General features: G+C 45.6%; 16 protein-coding genes. 1 reads left to right on the top strand and 15 read right to left on the bottom strand.

Annotated features, from left to right (window positions below; translation table 11 throughout):
* Window positions 1–136: 136 nt before the first annotated feature.
* Both OSQ85_RS10460 and OSQ85_RS10465 read right to left on the bottom strand, forming a co-directional pair.
* Window positions 137–988 carry a toxin-antitoxin system YwqK family antitoxin gene (locus OSQ85_RS10460; protein WP_265822942.1) on the bottom strand — a complete coding sequence of 284 codons (852 nt, stop codon included), beginning with the start codon at window positions 986–988 and terminating at the stop codon, window positions 137–139.
* Window positions 989–1,754: 766 nt separating this feature from the next.
* A complete protein-coding gene (locus tag OSQ85_RS10465) occupies window positions 1,755–2,291 on the bottom strand; it encodes a cupin domain-containing protein (RefSeq protein WP_128466555.1) in 537 nt (178 codons plus the stop codon).
* 234 nt (window positions 2,292–2,525) lie between these two features.
* On the opposite strand from OSQ85_RS10465, the gene OSQ85_RS10470 reads away from it, so the two are divergent.
* A complete protein-coding gene (locus OSQ85_RS10470) occupies window positions 2,526–3,044 on the top strand; it encodes a gamma carbonic anhydrase family protein (protein WP_265823058.1) in 519 nt (172 codons plus the stop codon).
* A 63-nt stretch (window positions 3,045–3,107) separates the two neighbouring features.
* Here OSQ85_RS10470 and OSQ85_RS10475 read toward each other — a convergent pair whose 3' ends face one another.
* From OSQ85_RS10475 to OSQ85_RS10535, 13 genes are all read right to left on the bottom strand, one after another.
* Window positions 3,108–3,944, bottom strand: coding sequence for a LysM peptidoglycan-binding domain-containing protein (locus OSQ85_RS10475; protein WP_265822944.1), 837 nt, complete (start codon window positions 3,942–3,944; stop codon window positions 3,108–3,110).
* A 97-nt stretch (window positions 3,945–4,041) separates the two neighbouring features.
* Window positions 4,042–5,835, bottom strand: a complete 1,794-nt coding sequence (gene aspS, locus OSQ85_RS10480; protein WP_265822945.1) for an aspartate--tRNA ligase — start codon at window positions 5,833–5,835, stop codon at window positions 4,042–4,044.
* Window positions 5,836–5,848: 13 nt separating this feature from the next.
* Window positions 5,849–7,102, bottom strand: a complete 1,254-nt coding sequence (gene hisS / locus OSQ85_RS10485) for a histidine--tRNA ligase (protein WP_265822947.1) — start codon at window positions 7,100–7,102, stop codon at window positions 5,849–5,851.
* Between the two features lie 113 nt (window positions 7,103–7,215).
* A complete protein-coding gene (locus OSQ85_RS10490) occupies window positions 7,216–7,911 on the bottom strand; it encodes a cytidylate kinase-like family protein (RefSeq protein ID WP_265822949.1) in 696 nt (231 codons plus the stop codon).
* Entirely contained in the window at window positions 7,902–8,405 is a 504-nt protein-coding gene (gene folK, locus OSQ85_RS10495) for a 2-amino-4-hydroxy-6-hydroxymethyldihydropteridine diphosphokinase (RefSeq protein WP_265822951.1), read from the bottom strand. Before folK ends, OSQ85_RS10490 begins: the two co-directional genes overlap by 10 nt.
* On the bottom strand, window positions 8,365–9,087 hold the full coding sequence (locus OSQ85_RS10500) for a lysophospholipid acyltransferase family protein (RefSeq protein ID WP_265822952.1): 723 nt from the start codon (window positions 9,085–9,087) through the stop codon (window positions 8,365–8,367). Before OSQ85_RS10500 ends, folK begins: the two co-directional genes overlap by 41 nt.
* The gene (locus tag OSQ85_RS10505; RefSeq protein ID WP_265822954.1) at window positions 9,084–10,451 is read right to left on the bottom strand and encodes a dihydrolipoyl dehydrogenase family protein; all 1,368 of its coding nucleotides are present in this window, start codon (window positions 10,449–10,451) and stop codon (window positions 9,084–9,086) included. The genes OSQ85_RS10500 and OSQ85_RS10505 overlap by 4 nt, the downstream gene beginning before the upstream one ends.
* A 7-nt stretch (window positions 10,452–10,458) precedes the next feature.
* The gene (ahcY, locus tag OSQ85_RS10510) at window positions 10,459–11,868 is read right to left on the bottom strand and encodes an adenosylhomocysteinase (RefSeq protein ID WP_265822955.1); all 1,410 of its coding nucleotides are present in this window, start codon (window positions 11,866–11,868) and stop codon (window positions 10,459–10,461) included.
* 89 nt (window positions 11,869–11,957) lie between these two features.
* A complete protein-coding gene (metK, locus tag OSQ85_RS10515) occupies window positions 11,958–13,100 on the bottom strand; it encodes a methionine adenosyltransferase (protein WP_265822957.1) in 1,143 nt (380 codons plus the stop codon).
* A gap of 16 nt (window positions 13,101–13,116) precedes the next feature.
* Entirely contained in the window at window positions 13,117–13,353 is a 237-nt protein-coding gene (locus OSQ85_RS10520) for a YdcH family protein (RefSeq protein WP_265822959.1), read from the bottom strand.
* Entirely contained in the window at window positions 13,334–13,789 is a 456-nt protein-coding gene (gene rimI, locus OSQ85_RS10525; protein WP_265822960.1) for a ribosomal protein S18-alanine N-acetyltransferase, read from the bottom strand. The genes OSQ85_RS10520 and rimI overlap by 20 nt, the downstream gene beginning before the upstream one ends.
* Window positions 13,764–14,357, bottom strand: a complete 594-nt coding sequence (gene tsaB, locus OSQ85_RS10530) for a tRNA (adenosine(37)-N6)-threonylcarbamoyltransferase complex dimerization subunit type 1 TsaB (protein WP_265822962.1) — start codon at window positions 14,355–14,357, stop codon at window positions 13,764–13,766. The genes rimI and tsaB overlap by 26 nt, the downstream gene beginning before the upstream one ends.
* A 91-nt stretch (window positions 14,358–14,448) precedes the next feature.
* Window positions 14,449–15,078, bottom strand: coding sequence for an MBL fold metallo-hydrolase (locus tag OSQ85_RS10535; protein WP_265822963.1), 630 nt, complete (start codon window positions 15,076–15,078; stop codon window positions 14,449–14,451).
* Between the last annotated feature and the right edge of the window lie 9 nt (window positions 15,079–15,087).

The raw sequence follows: 15,087 nt of genomic DNA on the forward strand, positions 1-15,087 counted from the left end.
TTACTATTTATAAACTAGTAAATAAATTCTGTCCTCGAATTAGCTAACATATACAGCAATGACGCAAACGCTCCCATAGATGGGAGCGCACCGTGCGTAGTGAAGAACGCGGAAACGTGAGCCATGCCACCGAGCTTTATCTGAACTCCAGCCTGACTAAAGGCATTTCATGCCGTAACTCAAAAGTAACCATCTCAGAATCCCAGCATTTTACATTCTGCCAGTCCTTAAGCTCCTCCTGAGTGAGGCGGACTTTCCTTGTTTTATCAAAACATACGCCGGAAACAGGCTCGCTGTTGTTATAAATTATTTCAAACGCCTGCTGACCGTTATTAAAATAACTTTTCACCACACCATCGACCTTGCCTTTTATATAGAAAACATCATGACCTAAGGCGCCGTCAGGAAAATAGATTTTTCTTTTCCCATCCGCCAAGCCGTTCACAAACATTACCTCGCTCATGAAACTGCCGTCTCTGTGGTACTCCCGCCGCATTCCATTGACTATCCCGTCATCAAAATTTAATTCATATTCAATATTTCCATTATCATAGTACTTTGTAGCTAAACCGATTTCCCGGTTATTTTTATACATTACCTCATACTCGGTTTTTCCGTTGGGATAATAAGCTTTCGTGTAGCCGTCAACTTTACCGTGTGCATAATTTCCTTCAAGCTTAAGAGTTCCGTTGTTATAGAAGGAAGCAATTTTTCCATTAGGAGAATTATTTATAAACTGAGCCTCATAAAGTCTTGTTTTATCAGAATTATAAATTCGAAACCAGCCTTCAATCATGCCGTTTTGAAGCTCAAACTCTGTGTATTCTCCATTGCTTTTAGATGCTGTGCATTGCCCTGACGCAACCTCACCATTTTCATACATTATCAAACCGTTGCGCTTTATTACCGATTTTCCATCACACTTAACATCCGCGTAAGAAGATAATGCAATCAGGAAAAATGTAAAAAATACAGCTATGAGTCTCATAAATTCTCCTTAATTCTGCAAAACGAAAAAATGTTCAAGACACTGATTATTCAGGATTTACAGAGTATTTTGCGGGAACTTATTTGAAAATAAGAACTTCTGAGGAGTTTCGATTCACCGATTAATTTTATGATAACAGACTTAACCTGATGTGCAAGAAAATTTGAAAGTGATAATCAGATTATGTGGTTTTTGAGATGCTTCACCGAAAGCATTTTTGTGTCACTGCGAGGAGCGCAGCGGCAAAGCAGTCTCTGAATATATTGAGAGATTGCTTCACCATTTCATGGTTCGCAATGACGCAAACGCTCGCAGAGAAGGGAGCGCCAGTTTATTGAGAAAGTCCTTTTCAAAGTAAAAAAGTACATATTTTGCATAAATCCTCCCCAGCCCTCCTTTGTAAAAGGAGGGAGTTCCATATTTGACAGTAATAACTTCCCCCTTTAATAAAGGGGGATTGAGGGGGATTTTATAGATATGAATAAGCCTGTTACCATGCATGTCATTAGTCTGACAGATCCATGGATGGAACCGCCCGCGAGCGTGTATCACAAACTCCCATGCAAAGGCTAAGTTTAAACGCTCCCAAGGATGGGAGCGCGCCGTGCGAAGTGAAGCCGCATTTAATGCGGCGCGAACGTGTATGTGAAACTGACAGCATTTTTCTAAGAGGCACAGGAAGTGCCGACGCCGTGCGCAGCGAAGGGCGGTTAAACCGCCCGCGAGCGTGTATCACAAATTCCCATGGATGGGGAATTTGTGATTGTCAGAACGACGGCGGCGTATCCACCCAGAAGGCTTTTGCCGGTTTATCCGTTCTGTTGCGTATTCTATGAGGGAGATTAGAGCTGAAATATATGGATTCGCCCTGTTTAATTTTATATTCTTCTGTTCCGATAACCACAACTATTTCACCCTCAAGGACAAAGCCAAACTCCTCGCCAACGTGGTGGTAGCTGTCTGTTCCGGTTTCGGAGTAAGGCTCAAGCTCAATTATTATCGGCTCAAGTTTTCTGTTAACAACCTTGGAGGCGGGAAAAGTCATTGTTATACTTTTGTTTTTAAGTACGTTGTAATCCTCGTTGGAAAAGGTGTTTACAATATTGCGCTCATCTTCGAAAAGCTCGCTGATGGTAGTGCCCAGTGCGTAACAGATTTTCTTAAGAGAAGCGATAGAGGGTGAGTTTTTCCCGTTTTCAATCTGGCTTATGAAACTTTTGGTAAACCCGGTCTTCTGTGAAATGTCCTCCAGCGTAAGCCCCAGTCGTTTTCTGATGTCTCTCAGCTTGGTTCCGTATCCCATTAATAACCCCTGAATCTGATTTAATAATTATCCCTATTTCTATTATATATTAAACAGAGAAGTTTATGTCAAGTTATTTGTTAACAGCGTTTCTATAAAATTATTCATTACAATAAGATATTTACGCTGAGAGCGTATTTAACAGATGCGCTCTTTTGTGCGCAGTGTTATATTAACTGAACAGGCGAAACAGCATATTCTCATAATAATTCAGGAGGTTACGCAGTGGACAAAATGATTGCCAGACTAAATAAAGGCACAACAAGGGGTAAAAAAGTTTTTATAGCAGAAAATGCAGTTGTTGTGGGCGATGTCACTCTGGGGGATGATTCCAGCATATGGTACAATGTGGTTCTGAGGGGGGACGTGGAAAGAATTGAAATAGGAAAATGCACCAACGTTCAGGACGGAAGCGTAATCCACGTAACAAAAGATAAATACCCTGCAATCCTGAAAGATTATGTAACAATAGGCCACAGCGTAACACTTCATGGATGTACCATAGAAAACAATGTACTGGTAGGTATCGGGTCGGTCATTCTTGACAATTCCGTCATAGGCGAAAACAGCATAGTGGCTGCCGGAAGCCTTGTGCCTCCCAACAAAACATACGAACCCGGTTCACTCATAATGGGCAGCCCCGCTAAGGCGGTCAAAAAGCTTTCGGATGCGGAGATTCAAAGCATACGGGATTACGCCGACAGATATGTTATGTATAAGGATGTCTACATTGAAAGAGAGATGTCTAAATAATGGCAACAAAAAAGCCGTACCCAAAGAGTACGGCTTTTTTTATTTTAAGGATTCAAAAAACTCTTATTTACCGTCGAAAAGTGACCAGGGGCCTCTGTTGCGAGAGAACTTTTCAGCCTTGGCTTTATCAGCGGCGGGAACGTCTTTCAGTATGTCAAATACCTGACCGGGGAAAATGAGGTCGGGGTCTTTGATAGCTGCTTCGTTAGCCCAGTAGATTATCGGCCACATAAAGGGGTTCATGTACTTGGCTTTTGAGATGTTCCAAAGGTTGTCGCCTCTCACAACTGTGTACTTTTCAGAAGCAACAGCAGTTGATTCGGTTTTCATTGCAGCCTGAGATGCAGCCATTTCTGCTGCTTTTGCAGCGGCATATTCTTCCTCAACTTTTTTGAGGTCATCATTTGCCTGAGCTATAAGAGCGAGAGCTTCCTCGCCTTTGCATTTTTCTGCAAGTTCTTTGGCTTTCTTATACTTATCAACAGCGGCTTTGTATGACGGAAGGTCATATTTTTCACCGTTCTCTTTATATCTGTCGATATTAGCTTTGAGAGCGGTAAGTTCAGCCTGCACTTTAGCATCGGTAGCTTTGTAAGCATCTGCAGTTGCTTTAGCTTTTTCGAAATCAGCTATAGCTGCAAGAAGATCTGCCTTCGCAGATTCATAAAGCTCGCCTTTTTTGCCGCCTTTTTCAGCTTCGTCCATTTTTTTCTGAGCGGCTTCAAGCTTAGCTTTAGCTTCAAGATACTCGGGAAGCTGACACTTCTCGGCTCCGCTGTCCTTAGCTGCCTGCATGGCCATCTTGGCCTGATCAAGTTCCTGTACGGGGGGTTTGCTGCATCCGGCAAGAGCGAAAGCAGAAAGCACCACAACCAGGAGCAGAAGTTTGTAGGTCTTCATACGGAATCCTCCCTTTTTCTTAATTATCTATTAAGATAATACCTTTCAAGGCTAACACAAGCCCAAAGGTCTGTCAAACCAATGACAGTTAAAAGTTCTATTTGTTCTCTGCAACTTCAAATTTCATATAAAGTTCTTTAAGCTGTTTATCATCAATGAAACTCGGAGCATCGCTCATAAGGCACGTAGCTTTCTGCGTTTTGGGGAAAGCTATTACATCCCTGATGGATGTGGATTTAGTGAGGATAGTGGCTATCCTGTCCACACCGAAGGCAATACCGCCGTGGGGCGGAGTGCCGTATTTAAGCGCATCGATGAAAAAGCCGAACTTATATGCCCTTTCCTCTTCCGTAAGGCCGAGGGTCGCAAACATTTTATCCTGAATGTCGCTTCTGTGAATCCTGATACTTCCGCCGCCGATCTCAGAACCGTTAAGAACAAGGTCATAGGCTTTGGCGCGCATCTGTCCCGGATCTGTATCAAACAGGGGTACATCAGCATCAAGAGGCGAAGTAAACGGGTGGTGCATAGCACCCCAGCGTTTGTTCTCCGCATCCCACTCAAGCAGCGGGAAGTCAAGAACCCATACGAAAGAGTATTTATCTCTGTCGATTAGGCCGAGCATAGCACCCACTTTAAGCCTAAGCTTGGAGAGGTAGAGGTTGACAGTGTATTTGTCGCCCGCGCCGAAGAAAATAATATCGCCGGGTTTACCGTTCATTTCCTTAACTATCGCAGCGGCTACATCATCGCCGAGGAATTTAACTATGGGGGATTGGAGTCCGTCCTCGTTAACTTTGATATATGCCAGACCGCCCGCGCCGAGGGAAACCACGAAGTCGGTAAGGTCGTCAATATCTTTTCTGGAGAAAGCCTTGCCAGCGCCCACAGCGTTAACCGCTTTTACGCAGCCGTTTTTCTCCACAGCTTCATTGAACACCTTGAACCCGCAGCCTTTAACAAGGTCGTTGATAGTTTTAAGGTAAAGCTCAAAGCGTGTATCGGGTGCATCGTGGCCGTATTTTTCCATAGCCTCATCGTAGCTCATGGTGGGGAAGCCTTTCTCAAGCTTAATACCCATAACCTTGTCAAAAATGGTTATGAAAAGCTCTTCCATGATGTTCATGAGGTCGTTTGAGTCGATGAAAGACATTTCAATGTCAAGCTGAGTAAATTCCGGTTGCCTGTCCGCTCTGAGATCTTCGTCACGGAAGCATCTTACAACCTGAAAATAACGCTCGAAGCCGGCTATCATCAGAAGCTGTTTAAACATCTGGGGAGACTGAGGCAGAGCGTAGCATTTTCCGGGGTTCACCCTGCTGGGTACAAGGTAGTCTCTCGCGCCTTCGGGTGTGCTTTTGGTAAGGAAGGGCGTTTCAACATCTATGAATCCTTTGGAGTAAAGGAATTCTCTCATTGTTTTTGTCAGTTTATGTCTTGTGATAAGGTTGCTTTTCAGCTCAGGCCTTCTCAGGTCAAGATAACGGTATTTCAGCCTGATGTCCTCGCTGACATTGCTGTATTCATCAAGCATGAAGGGCGGAACTATGGATGTGTTGAGAATTTTAAGCTCCTCAACATTCACTTCCACTTCGCCTGTGGGGAGTTTTTCATTGAGAGAACCTTCAGGTCTTGCCGCGACTTCGCCTTTGATAGCCACAACAAATTCGCTTCTGAGGTTTTCCGCTTTCTCATGAACATCTTTGCTGAGTTCAGGGCTCATAACGATCTGGGTAATCCCTTCTCTGTCTCTGAGATCCACAAATATAACGCCGCCGTGGTCTCTTCTTCTCTGAACCCACCCCATGAGGGTAACCTTTTTCCCTATATCTGACGCTCTGAGAGCATTACAATCGTGCGTCCGTCTCCAGTCGCCAAGGTTTGAAACCAAGTGGTCCTCCTGCCTAAAGTTTATTTTGAATATAATCGACGACCGCATCAAGCTTAACAGAGGTCTGCTCGCCGGTTTCCATGTTTTTCACGGAAGCCTCGCCCCTGTTCATCTCTTCATCCCCCAGAATGAGGGTGAAGCGTGCGCCGGATGAATCAGCCGATTTAATCTGTTTTTTCATGGCGCGGAAAGCGTAATCAATCTCAGCTATAATCGACCTTTCCCTGAAATTCTTTACCAGTTCCGCACACTTAACGTCCGAAATATCTTTAAAGGCGATGATGAAAACATCCGCCCCTTTATCCTTTATATTATCCTTCTGCATGGCAAGCGCCACAAGCCTGTCTATACCGAGGGCAAAACCTATTCCCGGAATTTCCGGCCCGCCGAGGAGCTTTATCAGGCCGTCGTACCTGCCGCCCGCACCCACTGCGTTCTGCGCACCCAGATGGTTTGTCACCATCTCAAAGGCTGTACGGACATAGTAATCAAGCCCGCGAACCATCATCTTATTTACATTATACTCCACGCCGAAGGCTGTGAGGTACTTTTTTACATCTGAGAAATGAATTTCACATTTCCCGCAGAGATAGTCCAGCATAACCGGGGCATCTTTAGTGATCGCCCTGCAGGATTCCACCTTACAGTCCAGAATACGCATGGGGTTCTTGCCGAGTCTGCGTTTGCAGTCCTCGCAAAGACCGTCCTTATGCTGTTCAAAATAAGCCACAAGGGTTTCGTAATATGCGGGTCTGCACTCAGGGCAGCCAATAGAGTTGATCTCCATCGTCACCATGTCGCCTATTCCGGCCTTGTCCGCAAGGGTTCTGAGCAGGTAGATCACTTCCGCGTCTATAGCTGCTCCGTCCGCGCCGAAAACCTCGACTCCGGCCTGATAAAACTGGCGGAAACGGCCTTTCTGCGGGCGTTCTCTTCTGAACATGGGGCCTATGTAATAGTATTTTCTGACCGAAGTGGGGTTGTAAAGCTTGTTCTCCACATAAGCACGCACAAGGGAAGCTGTGCCTTCCGGACGGAGCGCCACCATTGTGTCGTCCCTGTCTTTGAAGGCGAACATTTCCTTCTCAACTATGTCCGTGGTATCGCCTATGCCGCGATGAAAAACATCCGCGCGTTCAAGTACAGGGAGAATGAATTCCCTGAAATTAAAGGTATGGAACGTTTCCTTGAAAATTCTCTCTATTCTTTCCCAGTACACGGCTTCTTCGCCGTATATGTCTCTGAATCCTTTGACCCTGCTGAACAAAACAACCTCCGCGTAAGAATAACAGATATATTCCAAATAATGCGGACAGTCAATGATTTTAAGCTTGACAGTAAAGGCTTTCCGCCCTTCTGCGGATGGTTTTAGAACAATAATCAGAACTTAAGAAAAGACCTTGCGCATGCAACGATCATGTCTGACATCTGTTCAGTTGAAAACCTGTTCAGGCTGAAAACTGCGTGGTAAATGGCAGGATCGTCAATATCCTTTCCATAGTAATGTTTTATATAGCTTTTCTTACGTTTTTCTATAGCTTTTATCTTCTCTTCGGCTTTGGTTTCATCAAGCTTTTCATTGTCTCTGAGCCACTGAATCCTATCCTCAAGCGGTGCGGTAAGCCTTATATGAAAGCAGTTCGGCTCGCTCTCAAGGATGCATTGGCTCCCCCGCCCCATTATCACGCAGTTGGTATCTGTGGCGAGGTTCTTGATTATAAGCTCAACCATGGAGCTGAACTTCTTGCTGTCGAAAACAGGTTCCTGATCTGCGTAAGTGTCGAAAAAAGAAAGAGTTTCATCATTCTTCACCATATCCTGAACCTTATTTATCTTTTCATCCTTGAAAACGTTTGAAAAAAGATCCGCGTCAAAATAGTTAGACATAACAGAGCGGAAGCTTGAGTGTGATTCCTCATCGAACTTGACGACTTTGGCTTCGTCAGTGTCCGTCAGAATCGCGATGTATTTGATAAGCTCCTTGTGAAAAAGCTTAAAACCAAGCTTCTCCGCCACCTGTTCCGCAACAAATTCACCGCCGCAGCCGAACTGCCTTGAAATAGTTATTACCGCCATGTCAAATCTCCGGTTCTTCTAATATCCAGATCATCCTGCAAAGCTGCAATGAGTTCGTTAATCCCTCTTCCGCTCACAGGGTGCACATAGTTTTCATCAACATCCCGCAGAGGGTAAAGAACAAAGCTTCGGACAGCCATTTCCCTGTGCGGAATAACAAGCCCTTCCGACTCATAAACCTCACCGGAATAATCAATTATATCAATGTCTATGAGTCTGCTCTGCCAGCGGGCGGTCTGCTGTCTGCCGAGTTGCTTTTCTGTTTCCTTGATAAAGGCAAGAAGCTCCTCTGCGCTCAGAAAAGTTGATGCGGAGCAGCAGATATTACAGTAATCCGCCTGTTCGTCCCTGAGCAGGGATGCGGTGGAGTAAACAGCGGATACTTTATCTATTTCAAGCTGAGAGGATAAGGCTGTCAGGGCATCGGCAAAGTTCCGCTCCCTGTCGCCCATATTACTCCCCAGAGCCAGTATGATCCTTTTGACCGAGTTCATTCAGCATTACTCCGCGAACATGTTCCATAAGCTCCTTATCCTTCATGCTGCCGGAATCCATAGGCTTAAGAAACTTAATGTGAACGGTTTTAAAGGGAAAAACCCTGAAACCATGCTTCGGAACAGCATCTGAGGTTCCTTTTATAATAAAGGGAGCAATTTTATTTCCTGTCCTTCCCGCCAGTACAAATGCACCGCGCTTGAAGTCTCCGAGTCTGCCGTCGGAGGAGCGTGTTCCTTCGGGAAAAAGCAGAACGGAATACCCCTCACTTATCTTTTTCGCAGCGCTGAGAAGGCTTTTCAGCCCGTCTTTGTGGTCTCCTCTCTCAATAGGGATCATCCCGATTTTTTTGAGAGCAAACCCGAAGAAGGGAATCTTGAAAAGCTCCTTTTTGGCCATGAAGAGAAACAGCCTGTCTGAAAAAATATTGAGCAGAACAAATATATCCGCATAGCTCAGGTGGTTGCCCATGAAAACATAGTGAGTGTTTTTATCAAGGTTCTCCAGACCTTCCGTCTTCACCCTGATGCCAAGGTAAAGAAGGAGCATTTGAGCCCAGATGCGGCTCATAAGCTTGTAAGGCTGTTTTGCGAAAAATACCGAGGGGATGCCGAGAATAACAAGCACTGTGGTAAGCAGCGCAAGATATATCCAGAATATCAGACTGTAGAGAACGATCACTGCTTCACCTTGCTTGCGATGTCATTAAGCACTTCCGCATAGGTGGGGTGATTGAAAACATAGTCGGATATCTTGTCTATTGTAATCCCCGACTGGATAAGCAGTGAGAACATGGAGCATATCTGCCCTGCTCCGTCACCTATCACGTGGCAGCCGAGGATTTTTCTGGTTTCCTTGTCATAAACCACTTTCATATAACCCTTCTGAGCACCGCTGATCAGGGTTTTCTCAAGGTCTGATATATTGTATTTAATGCAGGCGTATTCACCGTCATAATCCTTAAGCTCATCTTCGGTAAAACCTACTTTTGCAAGCTCAGGATCAAGGTAAAGCACCTTCGGCATGGTTTCCCACGGCTTGGCGGTTTTATTGCCTATTATCGCATCCGCAGCTATCTCTGAGGTGGTGTAAGCCCAGCTTACCAGCATATTGCCGCCGGAAGCATCGCCTACTGCATAAACATTCTGGTTTGTGGTGCGCATCTTCTTTGTAAGCTTAAGATTGCCGCCGGATTCAAGCTTTATTCCGGCTTTTTCGAGATCAAGCCCGCATATACTGGCCTTTCTGCCCACAGCAACGAAAACCTCTTCCGTTTCGAGCTTAACCCCGCTGGAAAGGAAAAGAATATACTTGTTTCCGACCTTCTCGGCTTTTTCAACCTTAGTATTTTTCAGGACTTCAATTCCGTTTTTCTTAAATTTTTCTTCCAGCTTCTTAACAATTTGCTGATCCATGTCACGGAGGATTTCATCTTTTGCCTCTATGATAGTAACAACAGAACCGAGCCTTCTGAAAATAGTGGCAAACTCGCAGCCCACAAAGCCGCCGCCGAGAATGGTTATCTTGGACGGAACCTTCTCAAGCTCACTTATACTGGAAACTGTGAGAAGCTTGACAGATGAGCTGAGTCCGGGATTTATGTCCGAGGAGCCGGTGGCGATTATGCAGTAATCAAACTTGATTTCCACATTACCGTCCACACTGGTTACGGAAACTGAGTTTTCCGATGCGAATTTACCGAAGCCGTAGACAAAGTTGATATTAAGATCCTCAATATCCTCCGTCAGAGCCTTGCGGATTCTTGTCATTGCCTGTTCGGTGAGTTTTCTTGATTTTTTGAAATCAAAACTGACAGACGAACACTCATCCCCGCTGACGAGGGACTGGAGCTTCTCTGAGCAGTTTGCAAAAATTCTGCTCTGATACAGGAGCGAGTTTGAAATAACACTGCCGGAGCGGCAGTAGTTTCCGCCTATCTCCTTATCCACTATGGTTATCTTAAAACCTTCCGTGGCAAGGAGTTTAGCGGCATTGAGTCCGGCAGGGCCTGCGCCCAGTATCAGAACATGCTTGGCTGTTTCCATACTGTTCCTAATACCTGTAATGATCCGGCTTATAGGGGCCTTCCACAGGGACACCTATGTAGTCCGCCTGTTCTTTTGTGAGCCTGGTGAGCTTCACGCCGATCTTTTCAAGGTGCAGCCTCGCCACTTCCTCGTCAAGGACTTTCGGAAGCATGTAAACGCCCGGCTGATATTTTTCCCTGTTCTCCCAGAGATCAAGCTGGGCTAGGGTCTGGTTTGCAAAAGAGTTTGACATAACGAATGAGGGATGCCCCATGGCGCAGCCGAGGTTAACCAGCCTGCCTTCCGCAAGGAGGAATATCTCGTGTCCGTCAGGGAAGGTGTATTTATCTACCTGAGGTTTTATGTTTAATCTCTTGATACCGTTGTATTTTTCAAGCTTTTCAACCTGAATCTCGTTGTCAAAGTGACCGATATTGCAGATTATTGCCTGATCCTTCATTTTCTCCATGTGCTCAATGCGGATTATGTCCTTGTTTCCTGTTGTGGTGACATATATATCCGCCCTGCCGAGGGTGGCCTCAACAGTTGTAACCTCGTAGCCTTCCATAGCCGCCTGAAGCGCACATATGGGGTCAATCTCGGTGATGATGACTCTGGCGCCCTGCCCTCTGAGAGACTGTGCGGAACCCTTGCCCACATCGCCGTAGCCGCATACAACAGCCACTTTACCGGCTATCATGACATCAGTGGCGCGTTTGATTCCGTCAATGAGGGACTCACGGCAGCCGTAAAGGTTATCGAATTTGGATTTTGTAACAGAGTCATTAACATTGATCGCAGGAACAAGAAGTTCACCTTTTTCAAGCATCTGATAGAGCCTGTGAACCCCTGTGGTGGTTTCTTCGGAAACGCCTTTCCATTCGGCAACGGTTCTTGCCCAGCGGGTGCTGTCCTCTGTGTATATCTTCTTAAGAAGGCCGAAAAGCTGTTTTTCGTCCTCTGTATTTACCTGCTTATCAAACAGAGAAGGATCTTTTTCCCCTCTGTAACCGAGATGAATCATAAGAGTGGCATCGCCGCCGTCATCAACTATAAGTTCCGGTCCTTTTCCGCCGGGGAATTTCAGCGCCTGATCAGTGCACCACCAGTATTCCTCAAGGGTTTCTCCCTTCCATGCAAAAACAGGGATTCCTGCTGCTGCAATGGCCGCCGCCGCATGATCCTGAGTGGAGAAAATGTTGCAGCTGCACCAGCGAACATCCGCACCGAGAGCAGCGAGGGTTTCTATCAGAACAGCGGTCTGCACTGTCATATGCAGTGAGCCCATTATTCTTACACCTTTGAGGGGCTTGGATAATGCGTATTTTTCTCTCACAGCCATAAGGCCGGGCATTTCGTGTTCGGCGATCTGAATCTCTTTCCTTCCGAACTCGGCGAGGGAAATATCCCTTATTTTATAGTCGTTAAAACTCATTTTTACCTCTTATTACAGAAACGGCGGAAAAAATGCCGTAAAAAAGAAAAATCCGGGCAACCCGCTCAGGAAAGCCCGGAATTAATGTATCAGCCTATGATTTTCTTAAGTTCGTCAACTTTGTTGGTTTTTTCCCAGGAGAATTCGTTTCTGCCGAAGTGACCGTAAGCGGCAGTCTTCCTGAAAATGGGTTTTCTTAAATCAAGAGCTTCCATGATCCCTTTGGGGGTGAGGTCAAAGACCTCTTTCACTGCTCTTTCTATTTCGGATTCAGGTACTGATGAAGTGCCGAAAGTGTTTACATTCACGGAAACTGGCTCCGCAACACCGATTGCATATGCAAGCTGAATCTCGCATCTTTTGGCGAATCCGCCCGCAACTATGTTTTTTGCAACCCATCTGGCAGCATAAGCCGCGCTTCTGTCCACCTTGGACGGGTCTTTACCGCTGAACGCACCGCCGCCGTGCCTTCCCGCACCGCCGTATGTATCAACAATGATTTTCCTTCCCGTAAGACCGCAGTCGCCCATGGGGCCGCCTATAACGAACCTGCCGGTTGGGTTGATGTGATATTTTATGTGTTCCTCATCAAGGAGATCCGCAGGGATAACAGGCCTGATGACTTTTTCTATTATATCCTCTCTCAGGTCTTTCAGCTTTATCTCGTTTGAGTGCTGAGAGGAAATGACAACCGTGTCAACTCTCACAGGTTTATAGCCGTCGTATTCTATTGTAACCTGAGATTTTCCGTCCGGTCTGAGGTAGGGGAGAACTTCGTTTTTGCGCACTTTCGAAAGCTGCATGGTAAGTTTGTGGGCAAGCATGATGGGCAGAGGCATGAGCTCCTCGGTTTCATCGCACGCGAAACCGAACATAAGCCCCTGATCTCCTGCGCCGCCTGTGTCAACGCCCATTGCAATATCGGGTGACTGTTTGTCTATGGTTGAGATAACTCCGCAGGTTTCATAGTCAAAGCCGTATTTCGCTCTGGTATAGCCTATTTCTTTTATTGTTTCTCTCACCACGCCGGGTATGTCCACATAGGTTCTGGTGGTAACCTCTCCGGCAACTATAACAAGTCCTGTCGTCACCATAGTTTCGCAGGCGACCCTGCTCATGGGGTCGTCAGTGAGCATGGCATCAAGAATGGCATCGGAAATCTGGTCTGCAATCTTATCAGGGTGTCCTTCCGTGACTGATTCGGAAGTAAACACATATTTCTTTTGATCCATCATTACCCTCAATTTTTTAGTTTGAGGAGAAGCGCTTCTCATATTCGGTGGCGATTCTCTCCATTTTGTCCTTTCCGACAAGCTTCTGCTTTTTGATCTCTTTTATCTTAGCTTCCACTTCAGGCGGATAATATTTCAAACTGAGCAGAGCCTCAAGATCCTGCTCCAGTCTTATGTGCTCATTAAAAAGATCTCTGAACTCCGGGCTGTCGTTTTTAATGCTCTCAATAAGTTCAGTATTGCTTTTCAACATCTCTCACCTCGTCAATAATGCTGAGCTTCATAATGTACGCGTCACTGCCCTGACCGTAATAGTCCTTTATATAGCCGACTTTTTCAAACCCGAAAGATTCATACAAACCTACGGCAGAAAAATTATCCACCGCAACCTCAAGAAACATAACGGATGCTTTCTTTGCTGCCTTAATCGCCTCAGCGAGGAGCAGCCTTCCGCAGCCTTTGCCTCTGTGTTTCGGTGAAACGGCAATATTTGCCAGCTCTGATTCATCCAGAACCGTATAAACAACGAAATAACCGCAGATTTCCCCTTCATCCTCAAGGAGCTTGAAGATACTGCGATGTCTGTCTATTTCCGCCTCAAAGTCTTCCTTTGACCACGGTTTTTTAAATGATGCTCTTTCTATTTCTGTTACGGATTCAATATCACCCGCAAGCACGTCTCTGATCAAAGTTTATTTCCGCTTCGGATTTTCTGAAGTACAGAGGCTCATAGCCGCATCCGAATTTAACAAAATGGGTATTTCTGACTGCATGTGTCAGGTTAAAGCTGCTTTTCTGTTCGCGGTTTACAATGTGGGCAAGGGAGCTTTCATCATCCAGCTTAATGGTCTCATAATCAGAAAATACCATATTTTTGAAGTCATAGCTCTTTCTGACAAAACTTTTTAATCTCAGCTTTGCCCAAACCTCTATCCGCTCCTCTCCGCAGACAAGAGCATAAGCATCGAGTGATGAAATTCCCTGAAGTTTTTTCCCCATTGAGGAAGCAAGCCCAAGCATAGTCGAAACGCCTATCCTTATGCCCGTGAAAGAACCGGGTCCAGTTATTGTGTAATAATTTTCAATTTCACTGAGAGAAGTTCCCGAAGATTCCAGAAGGAAGTCAACGGTTTTAAGAAGATTCTCGTTAATGTTTGATTTCATCTTAACTCCGGTCTCAGCCAAAACAGCCCCGCCGGAAGTACCTAGCGAGGCAAAAAGCATGTCACCGGAAGTGTCAACTATTAATGTGTTCATTATTAGAGCATACTATCATATTTAATACGGAAGTCAATAACCGCGGGGTGTCATATCTTTTTTAAAGCAAAGCGGTTATCCTCAGTCCGTTTTAAAGTCTTTTCAGGTACGGATTGTTCTTTTTTTCCCAGCCGACAGTGCTGAATTCCTCGTGACCGGGATGAACAGTCACGCCGTCAGCCAGAGTAAGCAGTTTATATGCTATCCCTTCAACAAGCTGATTGTGATCTCCGTAAGGGAAGTCAGAGCGCCCTACTCCTTCGCAGAAAAGAGTGTCTCCTGTGATAACAGCGTTGATCGGCTCAATAAAGTAGCATACACCGCCCGGTGTGTGTCCGGGTGTATGCAGCACAGTTATTTTGCCGCCGCCGAACTCTATGACATCGCCGTCCTTCACGTATCTGTCTGCTGAGGGAACAGGTGCAGGTTCAGCGCCGAATAAAGCAGCGTGGCTTTTTGACTGGCCGAGGAGAAATTCGTCATCCTTATGTATATAAAAAGGAATGTTGTATTTTTCCTTAAGCTCGCTCACTGCGCCTATATGGTCAAAGTGGCCGTGGGTGTTCATAATCATCACAGGAGTAAGGTTCTCGCTCTCGATTTTATCTATTATAAGATCCGCGTCTCCGCCGGGATCGAAAATAATCAGTCTGCCCTCATCATCTGAAAGGAAAAAGCAGTTTACAAAAAGAGGTCTCACCACAATATGATCAAGCTTCATTTATCACCT

Origin of the sequence: Geovibrio ferrireducens, from assembly GCF_026226615.1 — a bacterium.
Classification (GTDB): domain Bacteria; phylum Chrysiogenota; class Deferribacteres; order Deferribacterales; family Geovibrionaceae; genus Geovibrio; species Geovibrio ferrireducens.

Coding starts and splice junctions, on each gene's coding strand:
- OSQ85_RS10460 (WP_265822942.1), bottom strand. CDS start 988: ATGAGACTCATAGCTGTATTTTTTACATTTTTCCTGATTGCATTATCT.
- OSQ85_RS10465 (WP_128466555.1), bottom strand. CDS start 2,291: ATGGGATACGGAACCAAGCTGAGAGACATCAGAAAACGACTGGGGCTT.
- OSQ85_RS10470 (WP_265823058.1), top strand. CDS start 2,526: ATGATTGCCAGACTAAATAAAGGCACAACAAGGGGTAAAAAAGTTTTT.
- OSQ85_RS10475 (WP_265822944.1), bottom strand. CDS start 3,944: ATGAAGACCTACAAACTTCTGCTCCTGGTTGTGGTGCTTTCTGCTTTC.
- OSQ85_RS10490 (WP_265822949.1), bottom strand. CDS start 7,911: ATGGCGGTAATAACTATTTCAAGGCAGTTCGGCTGCGGCGGTGAATTT.
- folK (WP_265822951.1), bottom strand. CDS start 8,405: ATGAACTCGGTCAAAAGGATCATACTGGCTCTGGGGAGTAATATGGGC.
- OSQ85_RS10505 (WP_265822954.1), bottom strand. CDS start 10,451: ATGGAAACAGCCAAGCATGTTCTGATACTGGGCGCAGGCCCTGCCGGA.
- ahcY (WP_265822955.1), bottom strand. CDS start 11,868: ATGAGTTTTAACGACTATAAAATAAGGGATATTTCCCTCGCCGAGTTC.
- metK (WP_265822957.1), bottom strand. CDS start 13,100: ATGGATCAAAAGAAATATGTGTTTACTTCCGAATCAGTCACGGAAGGA.
- OSQ85_RS10520 (WP_265822959.1), bottom strand. CDS start 13,353: ATGTTGAAAAGCAATACTGAACTTATTGAGAGCATTAAAAACGACAGC.
- tsaB (WP_265822962.1), bottom strand. CDS start 14,357: ATGAACACATTAATAGTTGACACTTCCGGTGACATGCTTTTTGCCTCG.
- OSQ85_RS10535 (WP_265822963.1), bottom strand. CDS start 15,078: ATGAAGCTTGATCATATTGTGGTGAGACCTCTTTTTGTAAACTGCTTT.